This is a genomic window from Catalinimonas locisalis, from assembly GCF_038039535.1.
GTDB lineage: Bacteria > Bacteroidota > Bacteroidia > Cytophagales > Cyclobacteriaceae > Catalinimonas.
This window is the reverse complement of record NZ_JBBPHP010000016.1, coordinates 77,704-100,871: the sequence shown is the minus strand read 5'-3', so window position 1 is coordinate 100,871 and position 23,168 is coordinate 77,704. Positions and strand designations below refer to the sequence as shown.

The 23,168-nt window shown below is 34.1% G+C and carries 22 protein-coding genes and 1 tRNA gene; 19 read left to right on the top strand and 4 right to left on the bottom strand.

Annotated features, from left to right (window positions below; genetic code table 11):
* Positions 1–2 precede the first annotated feature (2 nt).
* Positions 3–1,523 carry a hypothetical protein gene (locus WJR50_RS18915; RefSeq protein ID WP_341294876.1) on the bottom strand — a complete coding sequence of 507 codons (1,521 nt, stop codon included), beginning with the start codon at positions 1,521–1,523 and terminating at the stop codon, positions 3–5.
* Between the two features lie 81 nt (positions 1,524–1,604).
* Between WJR50_RS18915 and WJR50_RS18910 the strand changes: the two genes are divergently transcribed.
* The 3 genes from WJR50_RS18910 (at position 1,605) to WJR50_RS18900 (ending at position 4,398) form a co-directional block, all read left to right on the top strand.
* Positions 1,605–2,012 carry a DUF5681 domain-containing protein gene (locus WJR50_RS18910; protein WP_341294875.1) on the top strand — a complete coding sequence of 136 codons (408 nt, stop codon included), beginning with the start codon at positions 1,605–1,607 and terminating at the stop codon, positions 2,010–2,012.
* A 213-nt stretch (positions 2,013–2,225) separates the two neighbouring features.
* Complete coding sequence (locus WJR50_RS18905; protein ID WP_341294874.1) at positions 2,226–3,143, top strand: hypothetical protein; 918 nt, start codon at positions 2,226–2,228, stop codon at positions 3,141–3,143.
* Between the two features lie 43 nt (positions 3,144–3,186).
* Complete coding sequence (locus WJR50_RS18900; protein WP_341294873.1) at positions 3,187–4,398, top strand: PBSX family phage terminase large subunit; 1,212 nt, start codon at positions 3,187–3,189, stop codon at positions 4,396–4,398.
* Here the strand turns inward: WJR50_RS18900 and WJR50_RS18895 are convergent, their stop codons facing one another.
* Positions 4,399–4,728 carry a hypothetical protein gene (locus tag WJR50_RS18895; RefSeq protein WP_341294872.1) on the bottom strand — a complete coding sequence of 110 codons (330 nt, stop codon included), beginning with the start codon at positions 4,726–4,728 and terminating at the stop codon, positions 4,399–4,401.
* 76 nt (positions 4,729–4,804) lie between these two features.
* Between WJR50_RS18895 and WJR50_RS18890 the strand changes: the two genes are divergently transcribed.
* The 16 genes from WJR50_RS18890 to WJR50_RS18815 all read left to right on the top strand — a co-directional run bounded on the left by WJR50_RS18890 (position 4,805) and on the right by WJR50_RS18815 (position 22,019).
* On the top strand, positions 4,805–6,232 hold the full coding sequence (locus tag WJR50_RS18890; protein WP_341294871.1) for a phage portal protein: 1,428 nt from the start codon (positions 4,805–4,807) through the stop codon (positions 6,230–6,232).
* Positions 6,222–7,013: a phage minor head protein gene (locus WJR50_RS18885; RefSeq protein ID WP_341294870.1), complete on the top strand. Its 792-nt coding sequence runs from the start codon at positions 6,222–6,224 to the stop codon at positions 7,011–7,013. The genes WJR50_RS18890 and WJR50_RS18885 overlap by 11 nt, the downstream gene beginning before the upstream one ends.
* A 57-nt stretch (positions 7,014–7,070) precedes the next feature.
* Positions 7,071–7,805, top strand: coding sequence for an HK97 family phage prohead protease (locus tag WJR50_RS18880; RefSeq protein WP_341294869.1), 735 nt, complete (start codon positions 7,071–7,073; stop codon positions 7,803–7,805).
* A gap of 1 nt (position 7,806) precedes the next feature.
* Positions 7,807–8,982, top strand: coding sequence for a phage major capsid protein (locus WJR50_RS18875; RefSeq protein WP_341294868.1), 1,176 nt, complete (start codon positions 7,807–7,809; stop codon positions 8,980–8,982).
* A gap of 252 nt (positions 8,983–9,234) precedes the next feature.
* Positions 9,235–9,507 carry a hypothetical protein gene (locus WJR50_RS18870; protein ID WP_341294867.1) on the top strand — a complete coding sequence of 91 codons (273 nt, stop codon included), beginning with the start codon at positions 9,235–9,237 and terminating at the stop codon, positions 9,505–9,507.
* 2 nt (positions 9,508–9,509) lie between these two features.
* On the top strand, positions 9,510–10,094 hold the full coding sequence (locus WJR50_RS18865) for a head-tail connector protein (RefSeq protein ID WP_341294866.1): 585 nt from the start codon (positions 9,510–9,512) through the stop codon (positions 10,092–10,094).
* Positions 10,094–10,513: a head-tail adaptor protein gene (locus tag WJR50_RS18860; RefSeq protein ID WP_341294865.1), complete on the top strand. Its 420-nt coding sequence runs from the start codon at positions 10,094–10,096 to the stop codon at positions 10,511–10,513. Before WJR50_RS18865 ends, WJR50_RS18860 begins: the two co-directional genes overlap by 1 nt.
* 6 nt (positions 10,514–10,519) lie before the next feature.
* Positions 10,520–10,894: an HK97-gp10 family putative phage morphogenesis protein gene (locus WJR50_RS18855; RefSeq protein WP_341294864.1), complete on the top strand. Its 375-nt coding sequence runs from the start codon at positions 10,520–10,522 to the stop codon at positions 10,892–10,894.
* Positions 10,895–10,899: 5 nt separating this feature from the next.
* Positions 10,900–11,406 (top strand): hypothetical protein, encoded by a 507-nt coding sequence (locus WJR50_RS18850; RefSeq protein ID WP_341294863.1) that lies wholly within the window; start codon positions 10,900–10,902, stop codon positions 11,404–11,406.
* Between the two features lie 53 nt (positions 11,407–11,459).
* Positions 11,460–11,870, top strand: coding sequence for a phage tail tube protein (locus tag WJR50_RS18845; protein WP_341294862.1), 411 nt, complete (start codon positions 11,460–11,462; stop codon positions 11,868–11,870).
* 15 nt (positions 11,871–11,885) lie between these two features.
* Entirely contained in the window at positions 11,886–12,275 is a 390-nt protein-coding gene (locus WJR50_RS18840) for a hypothetical protein (protein WP_341294861.1), read from the top strand.
* 8 nt (positions 12,276–12,283) lie between these two features.
* On the top strand, positions 12,284–12,655 hold the full coding sequence (locus WJR50_RS18835; protein WP_341294860.1) for a hypothetical protein: 372 nt from the start codon (positions 12,284–12,286) through the stop codon (positions 12,653–12,655).
* A 12-nt stretch (positions 12,656–12,667) separates the two neighbouring features.
* Positions 12,668–14,464, top strand: coding sequence for a hypothetical protein (locus WJR50_RS18830; RefSeq protein ID WP_341294859.1), 1,797 nt, complete (start codon positions 12,668–12,670; stop codon positions 14,462–14,464).
* A gap of 36 nt (positions 14,465–14,500) precedes the next feature.
* A complete protein-coding gene (locus tag WJR50_RS18825; RefSeq protein WP_341294858.1) occupies positions 14,501–19,141 on the top strand; it encodes an autotransporter outer membrane beta-barrel domain-containing protein in 4,641 nt (1,546 codons plus the stop codon).
* 144 nt (positions 19,142–19,285) lie between these two features.
* The gene (locus tag WJR50_RS18820; RefSeq protein WP_341294857.1) at positions 19,286–19,549 is read left to right on the top strand and encodes a hypothetical protein; all 264 of its coding nucleotides are present in this window, start codon (positions 19,286–19,288) and stop codon (positions 19,547–19,549) included.
* Between the two features lie 130 nt (positions 19,550–19,679).
* Positions 19,680–22,019 carry a hypothetical protein gene (locus WJR50_RS18815; protein ID WP_341294856.1) on the top strand — a complete coding sequence of 780 codons (2,340 nt, stop codon included), beginning with the start codon at positions 19,680–19,682 and terminating at the stop codon, positions 22,017–22,019.
* A gap of 230 nt (positions 22,020–22,249) precedes the next feature.
* Here WJR50_RS18815 and WJR50_RS18810 read toward each other — a convergent pair whose 3' ends face one another.
* Together WJR50_RS18810 and WJR50_RS18805 are read right to left on the bottom strand one after the other, a co-directional pair.
* A complete protein-coding gene (locus WJR50_RS18810; protein WP_341294855.1) occupies positions 22,250–22,996 on the bottom strand; it encodes an NUMOD1 domain-containing DNA-binding protein in 747 nt (248 codons plus the stop codon).
* A gap of 83 nt (positions 22,997–23,079) precedes the next feature.
* Positions 23,080–23,151, bottom strand: a tRNA-Arg gene (locus WJR50_RS18805).
* Positions 23,152–23,168: the final 17 nt, after the last annotated feature.

The window sequence follows — 23,168 nt, the reverse complement described above, 5'->3', positions numbered from 1 at the left end:
AATCACTTCTTATATAACCTTCTAAATGCGGTAATTGTCTGGTATATAAAAAAACTGGAAATAATTCTGCCAACAAAATCTAATACTGAAGACCAAGGATGTAAATTCTCAATAAAGTTAAACTTATGTACTGGGTTTAGGAATTCAATAAAATTATCAGGTCTATTAATTATATATGAAGGTGGATAATCAGAAATAAGTAATACAAATAGATAACACCAAAATCCAAAGAGAAAAAAATAACCTATAGGTTTAAGATAGTTTTCTCCAAAGTCGTTGGATTCTTTACTAATCCACAGGTTAATTCTGTCTGCTATTTTTCCGTCATTTTCATTCAATAGATCAAGGTATGCTTCCATCTCCTTATAGTGGAAATGAAGTTCATTAACTTTATCATGGCTATTTGCCATTAAAAGCTTTAATTGTCTATAGGTTTCCCTTCTACTTTCTGCATTATTTTGGTTCAATTTTTTAGGCCACTTAGTGGCAATAGATTTGATTTCTGTGAGGTCAGATCCTTCAATATTTACAGAGTCATATTCAGAAAAATCAGAATTGACAAAAAAGGTTTTACCAAGATTAGTGTCTTTTATTATAAAATCATTATTCTCACTCTTATTAGGTACTTCTATATGTTTTAAATCATAGAAGGTTAGATTACCTGAATTAACCATACCCTCCATTTTGAATGAATTTGCTGACACATTGGTAAATATTGATTTATCTTGATGCACAGTGTTCTTAAAAGATAACTCTCCAATATCAAAGTTATTAACATTTAGGCTAGACATTGAACCTGTGATAATTAAAGACAGAAGAGGTGATTTTTGAATCTTATAATTAATATGTCCATCTAAAATAATTGGACTATCACATACCACATTTTCAATTTCTATAGGTCCTTGCGAATGATTATGAATATTAATGTATTTATATGTACCTCTTGTAATTTTAATTTTAGATATACCTGGACCTTCATAAGATTGTCCATACCCAAAACTTCCAGTACAGTTACTTAAATGTATTTCTCCTACAAAACAAAAGATTCCTCCACAATGATTGAATACACAATTTAAAAGATGTATTGCCTTAATATTGCCATTAATACCTGTAAATTGAATATTTCCTATATTACATTCACTAATTAGAATACCAAATCTATCAGACTCTACAGACTCTTCAATATGAAGGGAAGTGAAGTCACAATTATCAATATTAATTCCACCACTTATTTTAGAACTTGTTTTGTTTGACTTTTCAAATTTTCTAAGGTTAAATTTTAAGCTAATATCATATTTCAAACCTTCTAACTTTCTATTAAAAGCTGAGGTTTGAGATAAAGAGAAAGATACACCTTCATATTCACCTTTCCCTTTAACCAATATTGACTTTGAATTAGTTTTTGGAGAAATAACACCTTTGGCTTCTACACTTAGGTATTCTTTATATTTTTCTATTTCCTGCTCATCTAGACCTTTTTCAATAAAGTTTTGTATGAATACTTGAATAGCATTTTCTTTCATCAACAATGGGTTTTTACCTAAAGATATTTAATAATGGTTAATTCTTAAACTGCTCATTATTTATAAGAAAGACCTTACTATATGTCTGAAAAAACAGAAGATAAACAGAATTCTTATCCACCAAATTTATTCCAGCCAGGACAATCAGGAAACCCTAATGGCAGGCCAAAAGGATCATCAGAGAAAACAAAAATGTGGGCAAGGCTTGGAGAATACATAACACAGGAAGGTGCTGAGAGGTACATGAATATTCTACAAAATATGAATGATGATGAGTTCATAAAACGCTTTGAAATGATCTTAGAATATTTTCAACCTAAACAATCCAGAGTTGAAGCTAAGGTAGAGAGTACACACACAACAGTAACAATAGAAGCACCTATACCAAAACGTCAGCTAGGAGAAGGTTACAATATGATTTCTATCCCTGAGAAGGTAGAAGAAGCTGAGATAGTGAGAGAGGATTCAGGCAGTAATTCAAATAGTTAGTAAAGTATTATAACTCAACTGTACATCTATCTTTTAGTACTTTGATTAACGCACGGGTTTTCGCACACTGAAAAGTGCTTTATTTAGCTATTTTTCAAAGTGTTATAAGGAGTATTATAAACGAGGGTTTTACGCACTACATAGGCAGTACTAGATATTAAACTTGGTAAAAATCACTGAATTACATATTATGTAGTGGTAAGACTAAAGGTTATGGGAAACAAAAGTGATAAAAGCTTAGAAGAGCGTATTCTTGAAGATATTGATAAGACAGGATTCATTACTGAATTAGAAATTGCATCAAAATTTTTAGAAAAAAAATGGTCTGTTATTCATAGTTCTACTTATGAAGATTTAGATTATAATATCAGTAGAGAAATCGATCTGATAGCAAACTTTTATCTATTTGATTTTTTTACCGATCAGGATATAAACGTATCTGTAAAACTAATTATCGAGGTTAAGAAGGTTAGTAAAAGGCCTTGGGTAATTTTTTCATCTCCAGGTACTTCTAAGCTTTTCGCTAATCATTTAGGTTGGAATCTTCTACACAATGCTAAAAACCACGAAAGTATTATTAGTAATGATGGGGATAAATACGAAACCCTATTAAATATTTTTGATGATGATGTTTTAGAGGAATCCAATTATTTCAACATTAATAAGAATTATGGAAGAGCATTTCATGAATCATTTAAAGCACCAAACGAACCTTCTAAAATTTATGAATCTTTATTAACAGTCTCAAAAGCGTCATTATATGAATACCAAAAAGCTAAAGGATCTGATATTGAAAATTTTGGTGAAGAAAAAGAGATGGATTATGAAAACAGTATTGATCTCGAGATATTTGTCCCTGTAATAATCTTAGAAGGAAATCTATTTGAGGTATACTTAAACAAAAATGGTAAAAAAGAATTAAAACGAGCAGATTATATACCGATAGATTTTAAATACTCTTCACCAAAATATAAAAGTGAGAAATTTCAAGAATTAAATCTATATCCTATTATCGTAGACCTAAAACATTTAGATCAGTTCATACTTCATATGGAAAGTTGGGCAACATCAATTAAAAACAATATGAATATGCGACTTAACTATAGAAAGTCTAAACTGAATATTAAATAATTTCCTAACTCTCTCCCCTCCTATTTATGTGTAAAGACATCCTTTGCACATTGATCTCAGTAATATATATGATTGCTTTCCAGAGCCATTTCACCACTTACTTTACAACAAGTCCAGACATTTAAGCCTCAAAGGAGGTAGAGGTAGTGGTAAGTCTCATTTTGTAGTAATTAAATTACTATTCAGGATTCTCACAGAGAAGAATCATAAGGTACTTGTAGTTCGTCAAACCTACAATTCTCATAGAGATTCAACCTTTGCACTGATCAAAAGCTATCTGGAGAAATGGAATCTTCTACAATTTGCACAATGTACTACCTCACCATTAAGGATACATCTACCAGACTTCAATTCTGAATTCATATTTAAGGGGTTGGATGATTCAGAGAAAACAAAGGGTATTGACTGTAGCATCATATGGTTCGAGGAATGTCACGAGGTCAAACAGGAAGAAGACTACGATGAGGTAAACCAAAACCTCAGAATAGAGTCAGCATATAAACAAACAATCAGTTCTTTCAACCCTGTCAACCGAAAGCATTGGCTTAAGTCAAAGTTCTTTGATAACACTCCTGCAAATGTAACAGTACACCATTCTACGTGGAGAGATAACCCATTTTTGGATGATGATCTTATCAATGATATAGTCAATTCACGAAGATCAAAGGTTAATGATCGTGGTGAATGGGGTGGTGATCTGGAAGGTGCGTTATGGCATAATGGTTTGATTGATCCTTATAAAGTAAAACAGATACCCAGTGAATTAGAACGTATTGTAGTATCAATAGATCCTGCAACAACTAGCAATAAAAACAGTGATGAAACAGGAATCATTGTCGCTGCAAAAGATCATTTAGGCCATGCCTATATATTAGAAGATTTGTCAGGTAAATATTCACCTGATCAGTGGGCTAATAAAGCTATTGAAGCTTACCACAGGTATCGAGCAGACCGTGTAGTGTGCGAGGTCAATCAGGGTGGTGATCTTGTAGAAACTATTATAAGAAATAAGGATAGAAATATTAGTTATAAAAAGGTGCATGCATCAAGAGGTAAGGTAACACGTGCGGAGCCTGTAGTAAGCTTGTATGAAAGGGGACTTGTACATCATGTAGATAGTAAGAATCTTCAGGACTTAGAGATACAAATGTGTGAGTGGGTTCCAGGTAATGGTGATAGTCCTGACAGGGTTGATGCACTTGTATGGGGGTTGACTGATCTACTTATTGTTAAGAAGGAATTCTTTATACTGTAATTACTTCTCACTAAGTTTACTCTTTAAAGAAAAGATAATAAGATTTAAATCTCTTAAAATTAAGGAGGTAGTATCATTAAGTCTTTTTTGTCTTCCTCTACCTTTCTTTGAATTTGAAAAAAGTTTGACTTCTGACTTTATATATTCCTCCATCAATAACGCATCATTCTCTAATCCATGACGGTAATCAGAATCTACCTGAATATTACGTAGAATATTAATTATCTCCTTAACAATTCTTTCTAATTCATAGCCAGGTTTATCAACACTGAATAATTGTACATTTGATTTTAAAGATTCTAGTTTTCTTATCCCATCTTGTAATTCCATAAATCCAATATAAGTGCTTGATAGCAGAAAGAAAAGCTTTCTAGAATGCTATCTATTTATGAAAAAGTAATAGCACTTGAATCTATTTAAAAACGTTGGCGACTTTTTTCGTAAAGCATTTTCAGGATCAGATAACGAATTATTAAGAAGCATATACAGGTATCACGGGTTTGAAAGTCCTGTATGGCTACCTGATTCACCTGAAACCTATGTCAATAATGCTTATCAAAGTAATCCTGATGTATACGCAATTGTCAAATTAAAAAGCTCAGTAGCTGCTTCTATCCCTTGGTGTGTGTACGAAGTGAAGGATGATAAATCATTAAGGAAGTATAAATCTCTGACATCTTCAGTCAATACTAATATTGCTTCAACTATTATCAATCGTACTAAAGCACTGGAAGAGATAGAACATTTACATCTATCTAAAATCCTTCATAGAGCAAATCCTAATCAATCATTCAGTCAACTAATTGAAAATGTTATAGCCTTTAAAATGATCACTGGGAATGGCTATATCTATGGCAATGGTCCAGATTCAAAAGATATATTCACAGACTTATGGGTAATGCCTTCACAGTATACCATCATACATGCTCATAATATCTTTACTGATAGTAAAGATGCATGGGACGATGAAGTATCACATTATACATTAAGCTTTAAACCAGATATAAAAATACCTAAAGAAAAAGTTCTCCATACAAAATATCCAAACCTAGATTTCTCATATCCAGGATCACACTTATATGGAATGAGTCCGATTCGAGCGGCTAATCGTGTAGTAACAATTAGTAACGATGCTTATAAGGCAAGTGCAAAGCTTCTACACAATATGATGCCTCCAGGAATATTGGTAGCTGATGATAAAGAACTTCCCCTTACAATTGATCAAGCAGAAAAAATAAGAGACAGATTGATTAAAGCTCATTCCGGTGTAGACAATAAACAGGGAGAGATACCTATCAGTCCTATCTCAATGAAGTGGGAACAGCTAGGATTTAGCCCTGTGGATTTGAATATAATAGAGTCTAAGAAAATGACTATGCGTGATTTCTGTAATGTTTACGGAGTGCAAAGTCAATTATTTAATGATCCAGAAAATAAGAGTTACAACAATATGCAGGAAGCTAGAAAAAGCCTGATTACTAACTCTGTCCTTCCAGAACTTTTTGCTATACGTGATGAACTCAACAGATGGTTAGTACCTGCTTATGAAAAATTAGACGGGAAAAAGTATTACATAGACCTTGATATAACATCTATTCCAGAACTTCAGGAAGATCTCGAAAGGATGTCTAATATTCTTGATAAAGCTTGGTATTTGACAGGTAATGAAAAAAGACTTGCCATGAATTATGATACTGATCAGGATAATAGCTTGATGAATGATTATCTGATACCTATGAATCTAGTTCCCATTAGTCAATACAGTTCTACCAGTGATATAGAGAAAAGTCTTAAGGAATTAACAGAAGCTGAAATTTCTGATTATGAATCTTAATACTGAAAATGGTATTACTCTATACTGGAAATCTATTGATCAAAAACGTAATAGGTATAATAGCAGGTTTGAAAAAGCAGTGTACAAAGCATTGCTTAATCAACTCAAACCATCATTAGAATATGTATCGAGACAATCCTCAAGCCTTAATCCTGATGATGTAGCAGCACAAGTATCTAGTAGTGATATAGAAAAAGTATTATCTGAATTATACAGTACAGTAAGTATTGAGTTCGCAAAAGACAGTTACAAATCTCTATTCCCTGAGAAATCATATACAGTAACCGTTAGTACAAAAAACCTTGATGATCTAGTTACTATATGGCTAGACAAGTTTAGACAATATGTATTTACAGATGGTGCTGAAAAGGTTCGGAATATTACCACCACTACCAAAACCATCATAAAAAGGATTATCCAAAAAAGTGGAAATGAAGGGTTAAGCATTCCTGATACATCAAAGTTGTTACTCAGTGAATGGAGATCATTAGCAAAAAGCAGGAGTGTTGTAATTGCTCGTACAGAAATTATTGCTGCAAGCAACTATGGGAGTTTAACAGGTGCGCAATCTACAGGATTGGAGATTGATAAGATTTGGATATCTACTAGAGATAGCAGAACCAGAGATAAACATATTATTGCTGATGGTCAAAGAGTAGATATTAATTCAAATTTTCAAGTAGGTGGTGAATCCTTACCATATCCTGGAGGTGGAAAGATCCCTTCTAATAATATTCAATGCAGATGTACGGTAGGATATAAGCGAAAAGGAGAGGACTAATTCACTTCAAAATTCATTTTCCTGAACACTGACTATTTATAATCAAAAGGTAGTCAGTTGAATTATTTCCAAACTAAAACTTTTGATGCTGAGGTAAAAGACCTTGATGAAAAGCAAGGGATTGTAACCGGATATTTCTCAAAGTTTGATAACGTAGATCATCATGGTGATGTGATAAGAAAAGGTGCTTTCCAAAAGAGTATCTCAGAGAGAGGACCACAGGGAAAAGACACTATCAAACATCTGTACCAGCACGATACAAACCTGCCATTGGGCAAGATCAAACACCTATCTGAAGATGATTATGGATTATACTTTGAATCCCAGATAGTAAAAACTTCATACGGTAATGATGTAATCAAATTGTATGCAGCATCTGTAATTGACAAACACAGTATTGGTTTCAAAACTCTTAAGGAGCAAATGAAAGACAGTTATAATGAAATGACAGAGTTAATGCTGTGGGAAGGAAGTACTGTAACATTCCCAGCAAACGAAGAAGCTGGAACAACTGGATTCAAAAGTCTTACTACTACCGAAGCAATCGACAAGATTAGCAAACTAGAAAAAGCAATTAAAGATGGAACATTCACTGATGATACATTCCATCTACTTATAATTTCTTTGAAGCAGCTACAACAAGCTTTTCATGATTTAGAAAAAAATTCACTTACTGAAACACAGGAGCCGGATACTACCACTTCTGAAGACACTAAGCCGAATACAGAAGATCAGGAAGCAAAAAATGTAGAAGCCTTCATCAATAAAATCTCTTTGAAATATACACAATAAAGTGTCAGAACAATTAATTAAACAATTAGAAACCCTAGAATCAAACCTAGATAAAAAATTTGAAACGTACCAAGCTGAATTAAAAGCAAACGGTAAAGTCCATGAAGAGACAAATAACGAAATCAAAAATCTTCAGGATCAATATAAAGATATAGCTTCTAAGCTTGAAGCATTTGAAACAAAAAGCAATCGCTTAGGTGGATCAGTAGGTAATTTAGAACCTCAATCCTTTAAAGATTCTTTCTCTAAAGAAATATATGAAAATGAATCTTTCAAAAAATATAAGGATGGGTCAATAGCTGAAGCAAGTTTTGAGGTTAAATCCGTTTCATTTACTGGTGAAACATACCCTGCTACTTATCTTGCTGGAATCGTAGCACCTGATGAAAGACCTGTTCACGTAAGACAGTATATGTCTACTGTAGGATGTAGTTCTGATCGTATCTACTATGTAGAAGAAACTGTATGGACTGACAAAACTACTATGAGAAAGCCAGGTGAAGCTACTTCATTAACTGGTGGTACATCAGAAATAGGTTTTGAACAGAAAGATGTACCAGTACGTGGTATCAGTAACATTTTGCAACTACCTGAGGAGTCTCTTGCTGATACAGCATTTGTAGCTTCATATGTACCTCAAAGACTTATGAGGGGTTTGATGGAAAAAGAAGATCAACAGATTTTCTACGGTACTGGAACTGGATCTGATCTAACAGGTATCTCTGTAGGTGCTTCTGATTTTGATCTTGCAGGATTTACGGGAAGTACTAGCGGTGGTACAATTGTAGATGCTATCCGATACGCTCTAAAAATGATCCGTAAGGGAGAGAAAAGAGGATCTGCAATTATTATGAACCCTGATTGGTACTACCAGTTAGAAACCTTGAAAGATTTGAATGGTAATTATCTATTTCCAGGTATTTTTAATGGTACAACTCCTACTATTTCAGGAATTCCTGTGTTTGAGAATACAGCTGTACAGGGTAATGATTGCTTTGTATCAGATATGCAACGTGCAGCAAGATTAGCAATCAGATCAGGTATTGAAATTAAAGTATATAATCAACACGTACCTAATATGGATAATGGATTAGTAGGATTCAAAGCTACAGAACGTATGGCAGTAGTTAATGAAAGACCTTCTGCAACAGTACATTTTGATTTATCAACTATCTAATAACAATCAGAAATAAGGGTATTACTCTACTATGGGTATACCCTTTTTTTACACTTAAGATATGGTAACAGTTCAATTTAAAAAAAGATCTTTTTTTCAGGATAAAATGAGAGAAGTAGGTGATATAATGCAGGTTTCTAAATCTACCTATGTAGAATTGAAAAGGTACAACATTGTAGATAATCTGAATGATCCCTCAACTATCCAGACAAAAAAAGCACCTAAAAAAAGAAGTAGAAAAAAATAAAATATATGTATGAAATCGAGCGAGTAGTTGCGGAAAGAGGATGTAAATATATTGATAGTGCAGATGGATTAGTCAGTGGACAATTTTACATGATTAGTGTAGTAGAAGATGCAACATTTACAACCCTGAAAGAACAAGGTGATATAGATGTATTAAGCGAAATCAATATATCAGGTAAGACAGTTCCAGCAGGTTCCCTTATTTCTGCCAGACGTGTATACTTTGAAAGTATTCAGTTAAGCGCAGGTAAAATAATAGCGTACAGATACGATAAATAATTATGGAAGACAGTACAGGATATGTATCAGGAGTGGATTATACAGTAATACAAGCTGAAGGTGAATTTTCAGGTGTAACAATAAATCAAGATTTACCCATACCTCTTGAAATGATTCAGGAATATATGAGAATCGATGATGAAGCAGAAAGTCATGTGATAAGTAGGTTAGTAGAATCTGCCCTCGAGGAAGCTGAGAAATTTACCAGTATGGCAATTCGTGAAAATCTGTATCAAATCTTCTATGATACTTACGCTAAAAAAATAAAACTTCCTGTAGCACCTGTACAATCTATCATCAAAGTATATCAGATCACACAGTCCGGTAAAAAAGAATTGATTCAGGATACTGACTTCTATGTTACTGGTGTATTTGATAAGTATTTAAATTTCGTGGGTAATGTTAATGGTTCACTTGAAATAGTAGCTAAATGTGGTTATTCAAAAATCCCTGCAAACCTAGTAACCAATATTCTCAAAATTGCTACTACTAACTATGAAAACAGAGAGGATATAATTCTTGGTACTGTTCAGGCAAAACTAGATAACAGTAGTAAAAAATCATTAGCGAAGTATAGGAGGTTCTAATGAGTGCATCCCGATTAAGAGAAAGAATTACCTTTCAGCAGATTGTAACAAAAGCAGATTCAACAGGTGGATTACTCCCTTCTAAAGAACCTTTTAATAATCAATATTCACAGGATTTTAATAGGGAAGAACCTTGGGTAGATATCTTAACAACTTATGCAGAAGTGGAATCTGCAAAGGGAGACAGGTATCTTTTATTAGGGCAAATTTTACAGGGTAAACCTTATGATGTAACTATAAGATACCGTTCTGATTTTGTTACACTTGATGAGATCAAACCCAGTACTTTACAAACAAAATTCAGAATCCTATTTAAAAACAAAGAACTCTATATCCATAGTGTTGATAATCGTGATGAGCGAAACAAATGGTATGATATAGTTTGTTTTGAAAAGACTGGAGGAATTAAGAAAAGATAATTCTATATGAGCAAACAAGGTGTAAAAATATATATATCAAAAACTCATCTAAGAGACTTCTCCAGAAAGATCGATAAAGCAAATAGTCATGTAAAAGAACAAGTTAAGAAGGAATTTCAAATGGCTACTCTTGAGGTTGAAACAAAAGCGAAGCAAAGAGTACCTGTTGATACTGGAAGATTACGTAGTTCTATTCAGAGTGATTTCTCCAATATTGGTAAGTTCCTCACCAGAGTTTTTACAAATGTTGAATACAGCAAGTGGATAGAATTTGGCAGTAGCAGAATGAAAGCAAAACCTTTCTTAAATCCTGCATTCCAAGAGGTCAAAGCAAAGTTGATAAATAATCTAAAACGGATATTTAAAGGTAAGAGGTTTTAAAAATTATGGTATACAAAGATCCCAAACTTGCGCTAAGAAAAGCTTACTATTCAGCTATTAACTATTCTATAAACTGGGAAGGTATGCCTATAAAACCTTATAGCAAAGTCCCTGAAGAGTTAGATATCTATATAAAATTTGCTGGACAAACTAATAATACACTTAGTAGTACAAAGACCTCTTACTTATCAAATAGTACTATCACTTTAGACATTGTTACAAAATTCCATCCCAGTACAGGGAGTTTTGATATAGCTGATATTATAGCAAATCAACTCTTTGCAGCTGTATTAGAAAAGGGTAAACCTTTGACTATGGATGATCCTTTCTACATAATAACTAGCAATCTTGAGTTTGACGAAACACTAAAGGAAGAGGATTCAGATACTGATATTATATACAGAAGGATACTCAGATTTCAACACCTTATTAATCAAACTCTTGAAGAGTCAACTGAATACAATTATCTTTCTACTCCACCGATGAGTATTCCCTTTGTATTAGCAAGTTAACTTTCCTTACACTTTCCTGATCACTGACTATTTATAAGAAATATTTCTTATTAATGGCAAATCAAAAAATAGAAGGAATAAAGGTACTAGTATATGTAGATGATAATCCAGTAGCTGAATCCTTATCCGCAACTCTTAACCTTTCTACTAACACTATTGACACTACTACAAAATCTTCAGGAGGTTGGAGAGAACTTATCTTATCTACCAGACAATGGTCAATCTCTGATAACGGATTAAAGGAGTATGGTGATGCATCTGGAAATACTGCAACATTAGAAAGTGCTTGGTTAAACCGTACACTTGTTGATCTAAAATTTGCTACCTCAATTACAGGTGATACCGGATATCAGGGTGAAGGATATATTACTTCATTTGATCTTGTAGCGGATAACGGAGCAGCTGCTACTTATTCCTGCACAATAGAAGGTACTGGATCTATCAGCACATTTGTAGTTACTTAAATCTTTTAGATGTCTATGAATAAAAACATAGTAGAAATAGAGGTAGGTGATAAAAAGATAGGGTTCAAATTCTGCTTTGCTAGTTACTCAATATTCTGTGATATGCATGATGTTGATTTGAAAGAATTGATATCCTATTTAAAAAATCTTGATCTAAATAAGATTAGGGATCTTCTGTATTCAGGTCATGTAGCTTATTGTAAATCAAAAGGTATTGAATGTGAAGCAACTCCTGAAAGTGTAGAGGATTGGATAGATGAAATAGGTCTGTTATCTGATAGTTACAAGTCGATTATGGATGCTTGGAATCATGCATTTACAAGCTTGTTCTTTGGTTCAAATACAGTAACCGTTAGTGAGGAAGGTTCAAAAAAAAAGAGAGTAAAGAAAAAGGATACTCAATAGATGATGCATTGAAGGATGCTATCCTAATGAATATCTCTCCTAATGACTTTTGGCAGATGGATTTCAGAACATTCAGCATCTACCAACAAGCATTTTGGGAGAAGGAAAGATTAGAATGGACTAAGCAAGCTCACCTTCAGACTGTCATCTGGAATTCACAGGTAAGTGATTCAAAATATGCTAGAAAACCACTCGATTATATTCCTGAGTATTATCAGTTACAAGAGGATCAACCACCTAGAGAAGAGAGTACTAGAGAATCCTTTGAACAGAGAGTTAAGAAGTGGAGCAACACAAAAATAGTAGAAAAGGATAATCACCAGATTTGGAAAGAAGCATTTAAAAATAATCACCCAAACTCTGAAATAAAAATAAGCTAGAATGGTATATGAGTGACCATAGATGAATTAGAGGTAAAGTTTACAGGAAATATAAAAGATATTCAAAGTAAGCTTAAAACACTTGAGAAAGATGTAAACGGATTTAATAAGAATCTTTCAGGTATTGCAAAGGGTGTAGGTGCTGTATTCGCAGCGGATCAGGTATTCCAGTTTACAAAAGAGATCATCCGTACCAGGGGTGAGTTCCAGAAATTTGAAGCGGTTTTAACCAACACGTTAGGAAGTCGTGGACTTGCTAAGGAAGCATTATCAGAGATATCAGAATTTGCAGCAAAAACTCCTTTCCAGATAGATCAATTAACAGGATCATTTGTAAAGCTTGCTAATCAGGGTTTTGTTCCTTCCACTACTGAGTTAAGAAAATTAGGTGACTTAGCTAGTAGTACAGGTAAGGACTTTGATATGCTTACAGAAGCAATCATCGATGCTCAGGTCGGAGAGTTTGAAAGACTAAAAGAGTTTGGAATACGTGCGCAAAAAGAAGGTGATAAAGTAAAGTTTACTTTTAAAGGTGTTCAAACTCAGACAGAATTCACTGAGGAAGCTATCAGGGATTATATATTAAGTCTTGGTGATCTTGAAGGGGTAACGGGTAGTATGGCTGCTATCTCTGAAACATTAGAAGGAAAAACTTCTAACCTTGAAGATTCATGGACACAGTTCATGAACAAACTAGGTACTTTAATTCAGGGTCCAGGAGCGACTACTATAGATTGGTTAACAGAAGCACTAGACAAAACTGGACAATTCATTGAAGGTATTAATCAACTTAATACAGATGCTGCATTAATTACAACAGGATTTGATAGTAGTGCTGGAGAACAGTTAAATAATATTGTTGATCTCACTGAAAGGTTAGCAGCTGTTCGTAGAAAACTTAATCGTGATATTTTCAAGAATGTTGAGGAGAGAGAGGCAGCTGAAAAACAGGAAAAAGATTTACTAGAATTACTCAAAAAGCAAAGTGAAGAATTAGGCAGACAATATAAACTAGATCAGGATCGTAAAAAATTAGCTGAAAAAAGACAGGAAGAACTTAGAAAAGAGAGAGAGAGACAAAAACAAGCTGAAAAAGATTCTAAAAAGAAAAAGGAATATCGAGATGATCCTTTAGCTTTTTTTGATGTGGAGGATTCTATATCTGATAGTGATCTAGACCTTAGTATTTTAGATAATATATCTGATCGTGTAGCTGAAAATCTTGGACAACTCACTCCTACCTTTTTGTCAGAAATGGCTGATTATCTAGCTGAGATGGATGATGAATTATCCCAGATGGATGCTTTACAGCAGTTGACAGAAGATTATAGAGAAGCAGGTAAAGCAGCGAAACAATTCAGTGATGATCAAAAAGCAGCTATGTTATCAGCAGCTGCTACAGCATTACTTAGTGCTGAAGATACAAAAGATGCAATCAGGGGAATCATCAAAGCATTTATTTCACAAGGTATAGCAGCAGTCATAAGTAATACTTTGAAGTCGGCTGGGATCGCTGGACCATTAGCAATTCCATTGGCTGGTGCAGCTGGGGGACTTGCAGCAAAAATGTTTGATAGTGCAATTCCAAAATTTGCATCTGGGGTTAATAATTTCTCAGGTGGTATGGCACTTGTTGGTGAACGTGGGCCGGAATTGGTGAATCTTCCAAGTGGTAGTGATGTAATTCCAAACCATAGGATTGGTAATTATTCTGATGGTGGTGGATTCGTAGCAAGTACAAAGGTAGTTGGGGAGGATCTATTAATCATGATTGAAAAAGCACAAAGGAAAAGAGACAGACTTTCTTAATACGTAGTAGAGCTATTTATATGTAAAGAATAGTTCTTGACTACTTATACCTATCAATACACAGATACACAGCAACAAGTACAAAGTGTTGATGTAACTGTAACATATTCAACTTGTGCTGATGTAGTACCTTCTCCTGATCCGCAAACTAGTGGATATATTAAGCTTAGACAGAAATCTATTACAATAGAGATACCTAATAGTATCCCTGTGGATTTAGATATCTATTTTGATTTTGAGCAAACCACTTATGTTCAATCTAATACTTTTGAATCCACAGGTACTACTTTTTTCACTCTTAAAAAGAATAACAGACTTCAGTCATTCACTTTTTTCTGTGAAGAGGTCCGAACACAACAATATGCCCAGGGACAATATAGAGTTCTAAGAGATTACGAATTCATAGAACAACCATCTGAAAGTTTACCTGAAGAACCTGTAGAGATTGAACCGGACAATCCAGAAGAAGAACCTTATAGTGATGTACCTCGATGGTGGTTTGAGTTTGAAAAATTATCTGAAGGGTATGATCCAACGGTTTGCCGTGTGGAAATTTTCACAAAAGAAGCAACAACAGGAAGTACTGAGTTAGCTTATATGCAGGATACACCTATCAGTATTAAAAGAAGAGGTGATAGTGAAGATCTTTTTAAGCCGATAATCGGAGGTAGTTGTGAAGTAAATTTTATAGCCTTTCAGGAAGATGAATTCAAATCCCTTTTTGCTAGTAGAGATGGTGAAGCAAAAATACGTTACTATGAAGATAGTGTATTATACTTTGAAGGGTACTCACTAGGATATTATTACAGTGAAGCTTATACAGATCCTCCTTACACAATCAAAGCAACCTTTTCGGATGGTATAGCATTGCTTAAGAATAGAAGTTTTCAAAGTGGTTACGATGAATACAGAGTACCAGCTATCAAGGTTTTGCATGATGTACTAGCTAAGATTCCCAGTACACTTGATATCTATACTCATATCTTTTCTGTAACTGATAATATGCCTTCCCCTAATTTTATCAGTCCTCTTCAGGATACTAAAATCGATGTGAGGACTTTCAAAAAGGATGATGGTAAACCTTTCAGTTGTTATGAAGTATTAGAAGCGATTTGCAGAACATTTGGAGCAAGATTTCACAGTTCTAATAATGAAGATAAGGAAGCTATATGGGTAATCGATGAGATCAATTCTATTATTGATTACACAAACAGTTATATAGTTTTTGGTGCAGGAGCTACAACACATAAGGATAAAGTCAACTTTTTTAATCGTATAATCAGTAATGTCAACGATAACAGACTTGGTATAATCGTTAATCAATCAGGACTGAAAAAACAGAAGAATCTGATCAATGAAGTACAGATCACTGAGGAAAAAGAATTCATCTTTAGCCTGTTACCTGATCGTGTTAACGGTTATGGAGAATTCAACCGTTCTGATGTTAATCAAAATCCTGTACGTGCATGGTTAGCAAGCTGGGATTACAACGGGGATATCTACACAGTTAATAAACCTTTCTCCGAGGGTGGTAATGTCAATCGTGCATTAGAAATTTTGAAAGGAGATCACGCATATAATATTAATGGATGGGTTATCAATGATGAAGATTATATAGAATCAGAAGGGGTAAGTGTTAAGGGTGGTAACGGATTCAATCTTGATATGAGGTTGAATTTTAACATAGTTGATAGTTATCCACCACCATTTGGAACAGGACAAAATGCAGTCAAAGTACTGAAGCTTAATAGTTCTTATCAACCTGCATACCTTCCTATTCAAATAACTCTTACAGATAGTTCAGGTAATACTCAGTACAGTGATGCAAATGGATTTTGGTCTGACAATGTACAGTACATTAAGATACTAGCATCTCAATACGATTCATTCATATCATTCACATTAGAAAATATTCTTATCCCTGAAGATGGTGAATTTGCTATTAGATTGTTTACTCCTGTAGTACCTTGGGTTCCTACACTTTTACAATCAGATATCGATGATCTTAACGGACTATTAGAAAGCGTTCAAATAGATTACATCAAACATCAGTATTTATCTGAAAACGATTTCAGTACCACTAAGAGGACTATTACACTTAGAAATAAGTCGATCAAGTCCAGTATTACAGAACCTTATACTTTTGACTTGCTGCTTGGTGATGCTGATACGCTGGAGAATGTTTCTGCATTGTCATATGATGGTGCTGTTACAAGTGGATGGACAAGGCAATACGTTTCAGGAGATACACCACTATCGATTAGTGAATTAGCTGGTGTAAAGATTCTGGAACAGTATAATAACTCTGAAGCTGTAATACTTGAAGACTTTGAAATCTTAGAAAATGCAGCCGATAAAGCAGGAGGCCATTACTCATTTCATAAACCTATCGGATTAAGCCAATATCCTTCTAGACGTTTTCTTCCTACAGATTGGGAGTATGTACCGAAGAGTAATTTAGGTGGACAAAGTAGAGGTGGTTATATACGTGCAACTTGGGTAGAGATTAGAAATGATTCTGTAAGTGATCTTGAAATTGTTGTCGATGAAGATACCTCTACAAGGAAAAATAATAATTATGGTTCTGGTGGTGGAGGTACTGTAACAATTACTAATAATATTGAAAACGATTACAACATTAGGGATGTATTGATATCTGGATCACCTAGCAATCCTGTATATGTTCAGTTGACAGATGATAACAAGCTTGCCGTAAACTTAGAAACTGTAAGCGGTTGGACAGGTACAACTCCAACACTTCAGCAAGTTACTGATCAGGGAAACATTAGTACTGATTCTATTATAGCTGATTCTTTCAAAAGTGGTGATCTTAATTATACATCTACAGGTATTACTCAGGATACAGGAGATATTACTATTAGTGCTCAATCAAATCTGAAATTATCTACTAATGATATCAATAGAATAACTATTCAAAACGATGGTGATATATATCTGAATGAACTCACAGGTAGCACTACTGAAATGATTAGTATTACTAGTGATGGTAGACTTAGTAGAATGGCAATTCCTAACGGATCGGGTGGTACAGTAACTATACCATCCTTACAGCAAGTAACGGATGTAGGGAATTATTCTAGTAATGTAATTGAAAGTGGATTAGGTTTCAAAACTGGTGTACTTGAAATAGAGAATGGGTTAATCATTCAAAAAGATTTAGGTGGTGGTGGTGCGCCTCAAAGCTTAACTATCAAAACTTCTGATTCCTTATTTCTATCTGGTAGTACAGGGTATGTACAGATGGATTACAACGGAAGGACAAAGTTCTCTAATACTACAGGAGCAACACCTACAAAGCTTGCAGGATTCTCTTCTGATGGATATATAGGAAGTTTACAACTTAGTGGTGCAACAATTTCAGGAGATACAATAGTAATTTCTCAACCTGCTACACCTACTCTTCAACAAGTCACTGATCAGGGAAATACTACTAATAATCTGGTAGTATTCAATAATAATATCCAGGTCAATACCAGAGTGTTTGGTAATTCATCAACACTAAATTTATCCTCAGAAAATAGTGCTTTGGGTGGTCAAATATCTGTAAATACCGGATCAATTCAGATGCGTACTAATGGGCAATCAATGATGACAGTTAGTACTGGATTCACTCAAATTAATAGTAGCCAACTTATTTTACCTAGTAGTGTAAGGTGGGATAAAAATTTAGGTAGTACAAAGATGTTGGTATTAGGTGCAAACAATCTGATTACTACTCAGGATATTCCCAGCTTTCAAAATACAGATAATTACGTCACAGGTGCTACATGGAATACAAGTAATGGTATTCTTACTTTGAATAGACAGAATGGATCTACAAGTGTAGACTTAGACAATAGATATGCATTAATATCTAGTTCTTTTAGTGGTGATTATAATGATCTAAATAACAGACCCTTTGATAACCTGAATAGTAGTTTAATCTACACAGCAAAAGAACTTTGGTTAGCTGATTTGGCAGGAAGTGGTACTAGAATGGTAGTAGCAAATAGTAACGGTGTATTATCTACTCAATCAATTCCTTCAGGTAGTGGTTCAGATTATTATGTCACAGGTGGCACATTCAATTCTAGTACTAGAGTTCTTACACTGAGAAGACAAAACGGATCTACTAATATAACTCTGACTAATGTACTTACTTCTGTACCTACTCTTCAACAAGTTACAAGTGCAGGTGCAAGTAGTAATCAAACTATTACGCTTAGTTCACTTTCAGGTTCTGGAACTAGAATGGTAGTAGCTAATAGTTCGGGTACATTATCTACTCAAAGTATTCCTTCAGGTGGTGGAGGTGGTGTATCTGGTACTAATAATTATATACCTGTATTTGATGGTAGTGCTGATGGTGTAGGTAATTCAGTAATCCAGCAGAATGTCAGCGGTTTTGGTCTGGTGATGAACAGTAACAACTTTAAGATTGGTAACTCTTCAACTTCTAGAATATTTGTAGCAGATGGTTCTACAGAGTATGGAACGTTACAGTTTGAAAATTCTGGTAGAGCGTACTGGAATAGAAGACTAGATGTTGGTGAAGGATTAGTTCTATATGATATGGCTACAGCACCACCAGCGAACGGTAATGGATGTGTACTTTTCTCCCAGGGTGGAGTACTGAAAGTAAGGAACTCAAATGGAAGTATAGTTACTCTAAGCTAACCTATTTATAGATATACATTATAGATGATTAATCTTTTTGAAAAATATACGGTCTATCACAACATTACTTTGTTTCAAGGTGATGACATATACTATATTATAGAACCAGTAGATCAATACGGTGAAAGTTACAACTTTTCAGGGTTGACAGCTGATCTACTGGTTCCTGATAATCCTGCTTACAACCGTAGTAGTGGAGATAATAATATCGAGTTAGGTGATGGATATATCAAAATATTGATGACAGGAGAAGAAAACCAGGGACCGAAGAATAGTTACAAATACAAGATAAGGTTCACTACTCCCGATGAAGGATTCCCTTATAGTTTCCCAGTTGACTTCGATGCAGATCCCGAAAATGATGGAAGGTCACGAATATTAATTTCAGGAAATCTAACTATACAGTAATGATCAACAAAAAAAGAAATACTCAGCAGGTAGTAATAGAAGATAAACGTAACCCTGTATTCTTAAGAACTTCTAGCATAGACAGAGTGAAGAAGTTCGCATTAACATTTTCCAGAACTTTCAAATAATAGTGAGCGTACAAACTGAACAACAACTAGTTAACCGAGCAACCGAAATTAAAACTGCTACTGAACAGTATTCTATCACTGAACAGCAGGTAGGACAATTATTAATAGATATAATCAATACAGCTTTTTATAATATTCCTGATGCTCTTACACCTGCACAGGTAAAAGCACTACTCTTACAAAATCCTGATACTAATAATCTATCTGATCAATTTGTAAGTGTACTTAATAATGTACCAGGCAATACAAATTATGTTTTATCCACAAAAGAAAATGTAGGGATTGCTCAAAGCTTGGTGGATGGTTTGAAAGATGGGGTAGTATTTTCGGGTAACACTCTGAACAAACTATACACTCTTATCTCAGGACTTACCACAGGACTTAATACAAAAGTCAGTACAGGAGATACTAGATTAACGGATGAAAGAACGCCTAAAGATTTATCTGTATCTACTGACAAAATTCAGAACAGTGCTGTAAATGAAATCAAACTTTCTTCTGAGGTTAGAGATAAGTTAAATCAAGTAAGTGGTGCAACTGGATATAATTCTGCAAGTTTTGATGCTGATTTTGCTGGAAAAGATAGTGATGATTTACAACAGGGTAATACAAATCTATTCTTTACAACAGCAGAAAAAACAAAACTATCTGGTATTGAATCAGGAGCTACAAGAGATCAATCAGCTAGTGAAATAGAAAGTTTATATGAGAGTAGACCGGATACAAATAAATACTCTGATACCGATAAAGGTAAAGTTGATAACCTTCCTTCTAATACAATCACTTCTTTATCTGGAAAAGAGAATGTAGGTGTAGCTCAAAATCTTATTGACAACTTAAAGGATTCAGTACCTACTAGTGGTGATACTCTTCATAAATTGTACATACTTCTGTCAGGTATTTCAGCAGGTCTTAATACAAAAGTCAGTACAGGAGATACAAGATTATCAGATCAAAGAACACCAATTAATAATTCCGTTAGTACTGCTAAAATTCAGGATAGTGCAGTAACTAATGATAAAATTGCCAGCGGAATAACTCAGGATAAATTATCTACTACTGTACAGAATACCTTAAACAGTGTAGCAGGTAAAGAGAATGTAGGTGTTGCTCAAACATTAATTGATAATATTAAAGATTCAGTACCTGCCAGTGGAGATACACTTAATAAAATTGCTGTCAATCTTGATCAAAAAGTTGATGATGGTGATTCTAGATTATCAAATGAAAGAACTCCAACCGACAATTCTGTAAGTACTGCTAAAATTGCTGATAGTGCTGTAACTAATGATAAGATAGCAAACAGTACTATAGAAGAAGTAAAATTATCCAGTGCTGTAAGGGATAAATTGAATGCAGTATCAGGTGCAACCGGATATGATAGTTCAAGTTTCAATGCAGACTTTAGCGGAAAGACTAGTGATGATTTAGCTGAAGGGGTATCTAATCTATATCTGACAAATGATTCAGTAGATACTGCTAAGATTCAGGATGAATCAGTTACAAAAGCTAAGTTATCTACAGCATTACAAAATCAAATAGATAATCTTTCAGGTGCTACAGGATATAACTCATCAGACTTTGATACAGATTTTTCAGGAAAGACTAGTGATGATCTTACTCAGGGTAATACAAACCTATATTTGACCACAGGTGAAAGATCAAAACTTGTTAATGTTCCTACAAACACCATAGATGAATTATCTACCAAAGCTTCTACAGGTGATAGTAGATTCAGTGATGAACGTATACCTACTGATGATTCAGTATCTACTGTAAAAATTCAGGACAATTCTGTAACAAATTCTAAAATCCTTGATGGTGAAATAGCAAAAGCTAAACTTATTCAAAGCTTACAGGATAGTATTGATAGTATCAGTTTAAAGGAAAATGCAGGTGTAGCGCAATCCCTGATAGATAGTTTAAAAGGTGGAGTAGCTATTAGTGGAAATACATTACAAAAGCTGAATGCATTAATAGAGCAGAACACACAGGATATAGGTAATAAAGAAAACACTGGTGTTGCTCAAACATTGATTGATAATCTGAAAGATTCTGTACCTACAAGTGGAGATACACTTAATAAATTATATACCCTGATCTCAGGTAACACTGAAGGATTATCTACAAAAGTTGATGATAGTGATTCAAGACTTAGTGATGAAAGAACTCCATTATCTGGTAGTGTAACAACTGATAAGATAGTTGATAGTGCAGTAACCGAAGTAAAACTTGCTAATGATCTAAGAATCAAAATAGATCAAGTTTCAGGTGATCTCGATGGGGGAAACGCTTTCTCTAATGATACATTTGTAGTAGATGCAGGATATGCAAGCGGGTAATTATTGTACAAAACAAAGAAATTAGATATTATATCTAACAGATTGTACTTTAGAAATCATATGGTTTTCAGGCAAAATAAGCGTTTATGAGCAATGAAAGCACTTTCTGATATACTGTATTGAAAAAAACGAGAAAGTAGAACAGAAACGGAATTGAATAATACAAATATTTAATAAGAATTATTTTCTTGTACTATTCAAACATTAAGGATTCTTAATGTGTAGTGATTTCAAGCAAATTTCCAGATAAAACCGTAACTAGTTTTTTGCTCACCTTTACAGCATCTTAGCACAGAAGTATTATGTATTTTTAGTTCTTTCTTTACTTGATATGGGTTAGGCCATTCTTTTATGAGATTCCCGTTTAAATCATATTGAAGAATTTTTTTACCTCTACCCTTTGCAGGAGCTATTTTATTTTTTGAATACTTCTTTTTGTATCTGAAAATGTAGCCTCCGGTATGAGCAAATTTACCTTTACATACTTGAGTTACTTGATTTGAAAAAAGATTTAATTGTCGTGCTGCTTCTCTTGCAGAAATATATTCCTGTATTAATTCACCTGTTTTAGCATCATAACATAGGACTGGTTTAGAGAATAATTCTTGTAGTTTCTTCTTCCCTTCTTCAGTTAGGTGATTACCTTGCGCACCAGAGAATCCACCATCGCAAACATTAAATAATTCATATTTCTTCCTGTACTCCTTAATGAAATCTCTTTCTACATCCCACCATTTTTGATCAGGCTTGACAACATATATAACTTCAAAAATCGGTTTACTACCTTTCGCTAAAATATCTCTAATATATTGACGCATAGCAGGAGTAGAATATCTATCCATACGTGCATCTATTATATGATTTGTTAACCTTCTTTCTAGTGTAATAGTCTTTCCTAAATAAAATATCCTGTTAGAAAAAGGATTTTTTAACACATAAATGTAGGTGGGTTTTGTGTCAGATAGTGTCAATTTCATAAAGGCCGTGTATTAATGGTGTATTAATGTGTTAGAAAAAACCCCCAAATCTGCGTTTAAACAGCGTATGGGGGTTTTAGGGGTGGCTCCGGCAGGAATCGAACCTGCATCTTGGGTTCCGGAGACCCACGTAGTATCCATTCTACTACGGAACCGTGCCGCAAAGATAAAA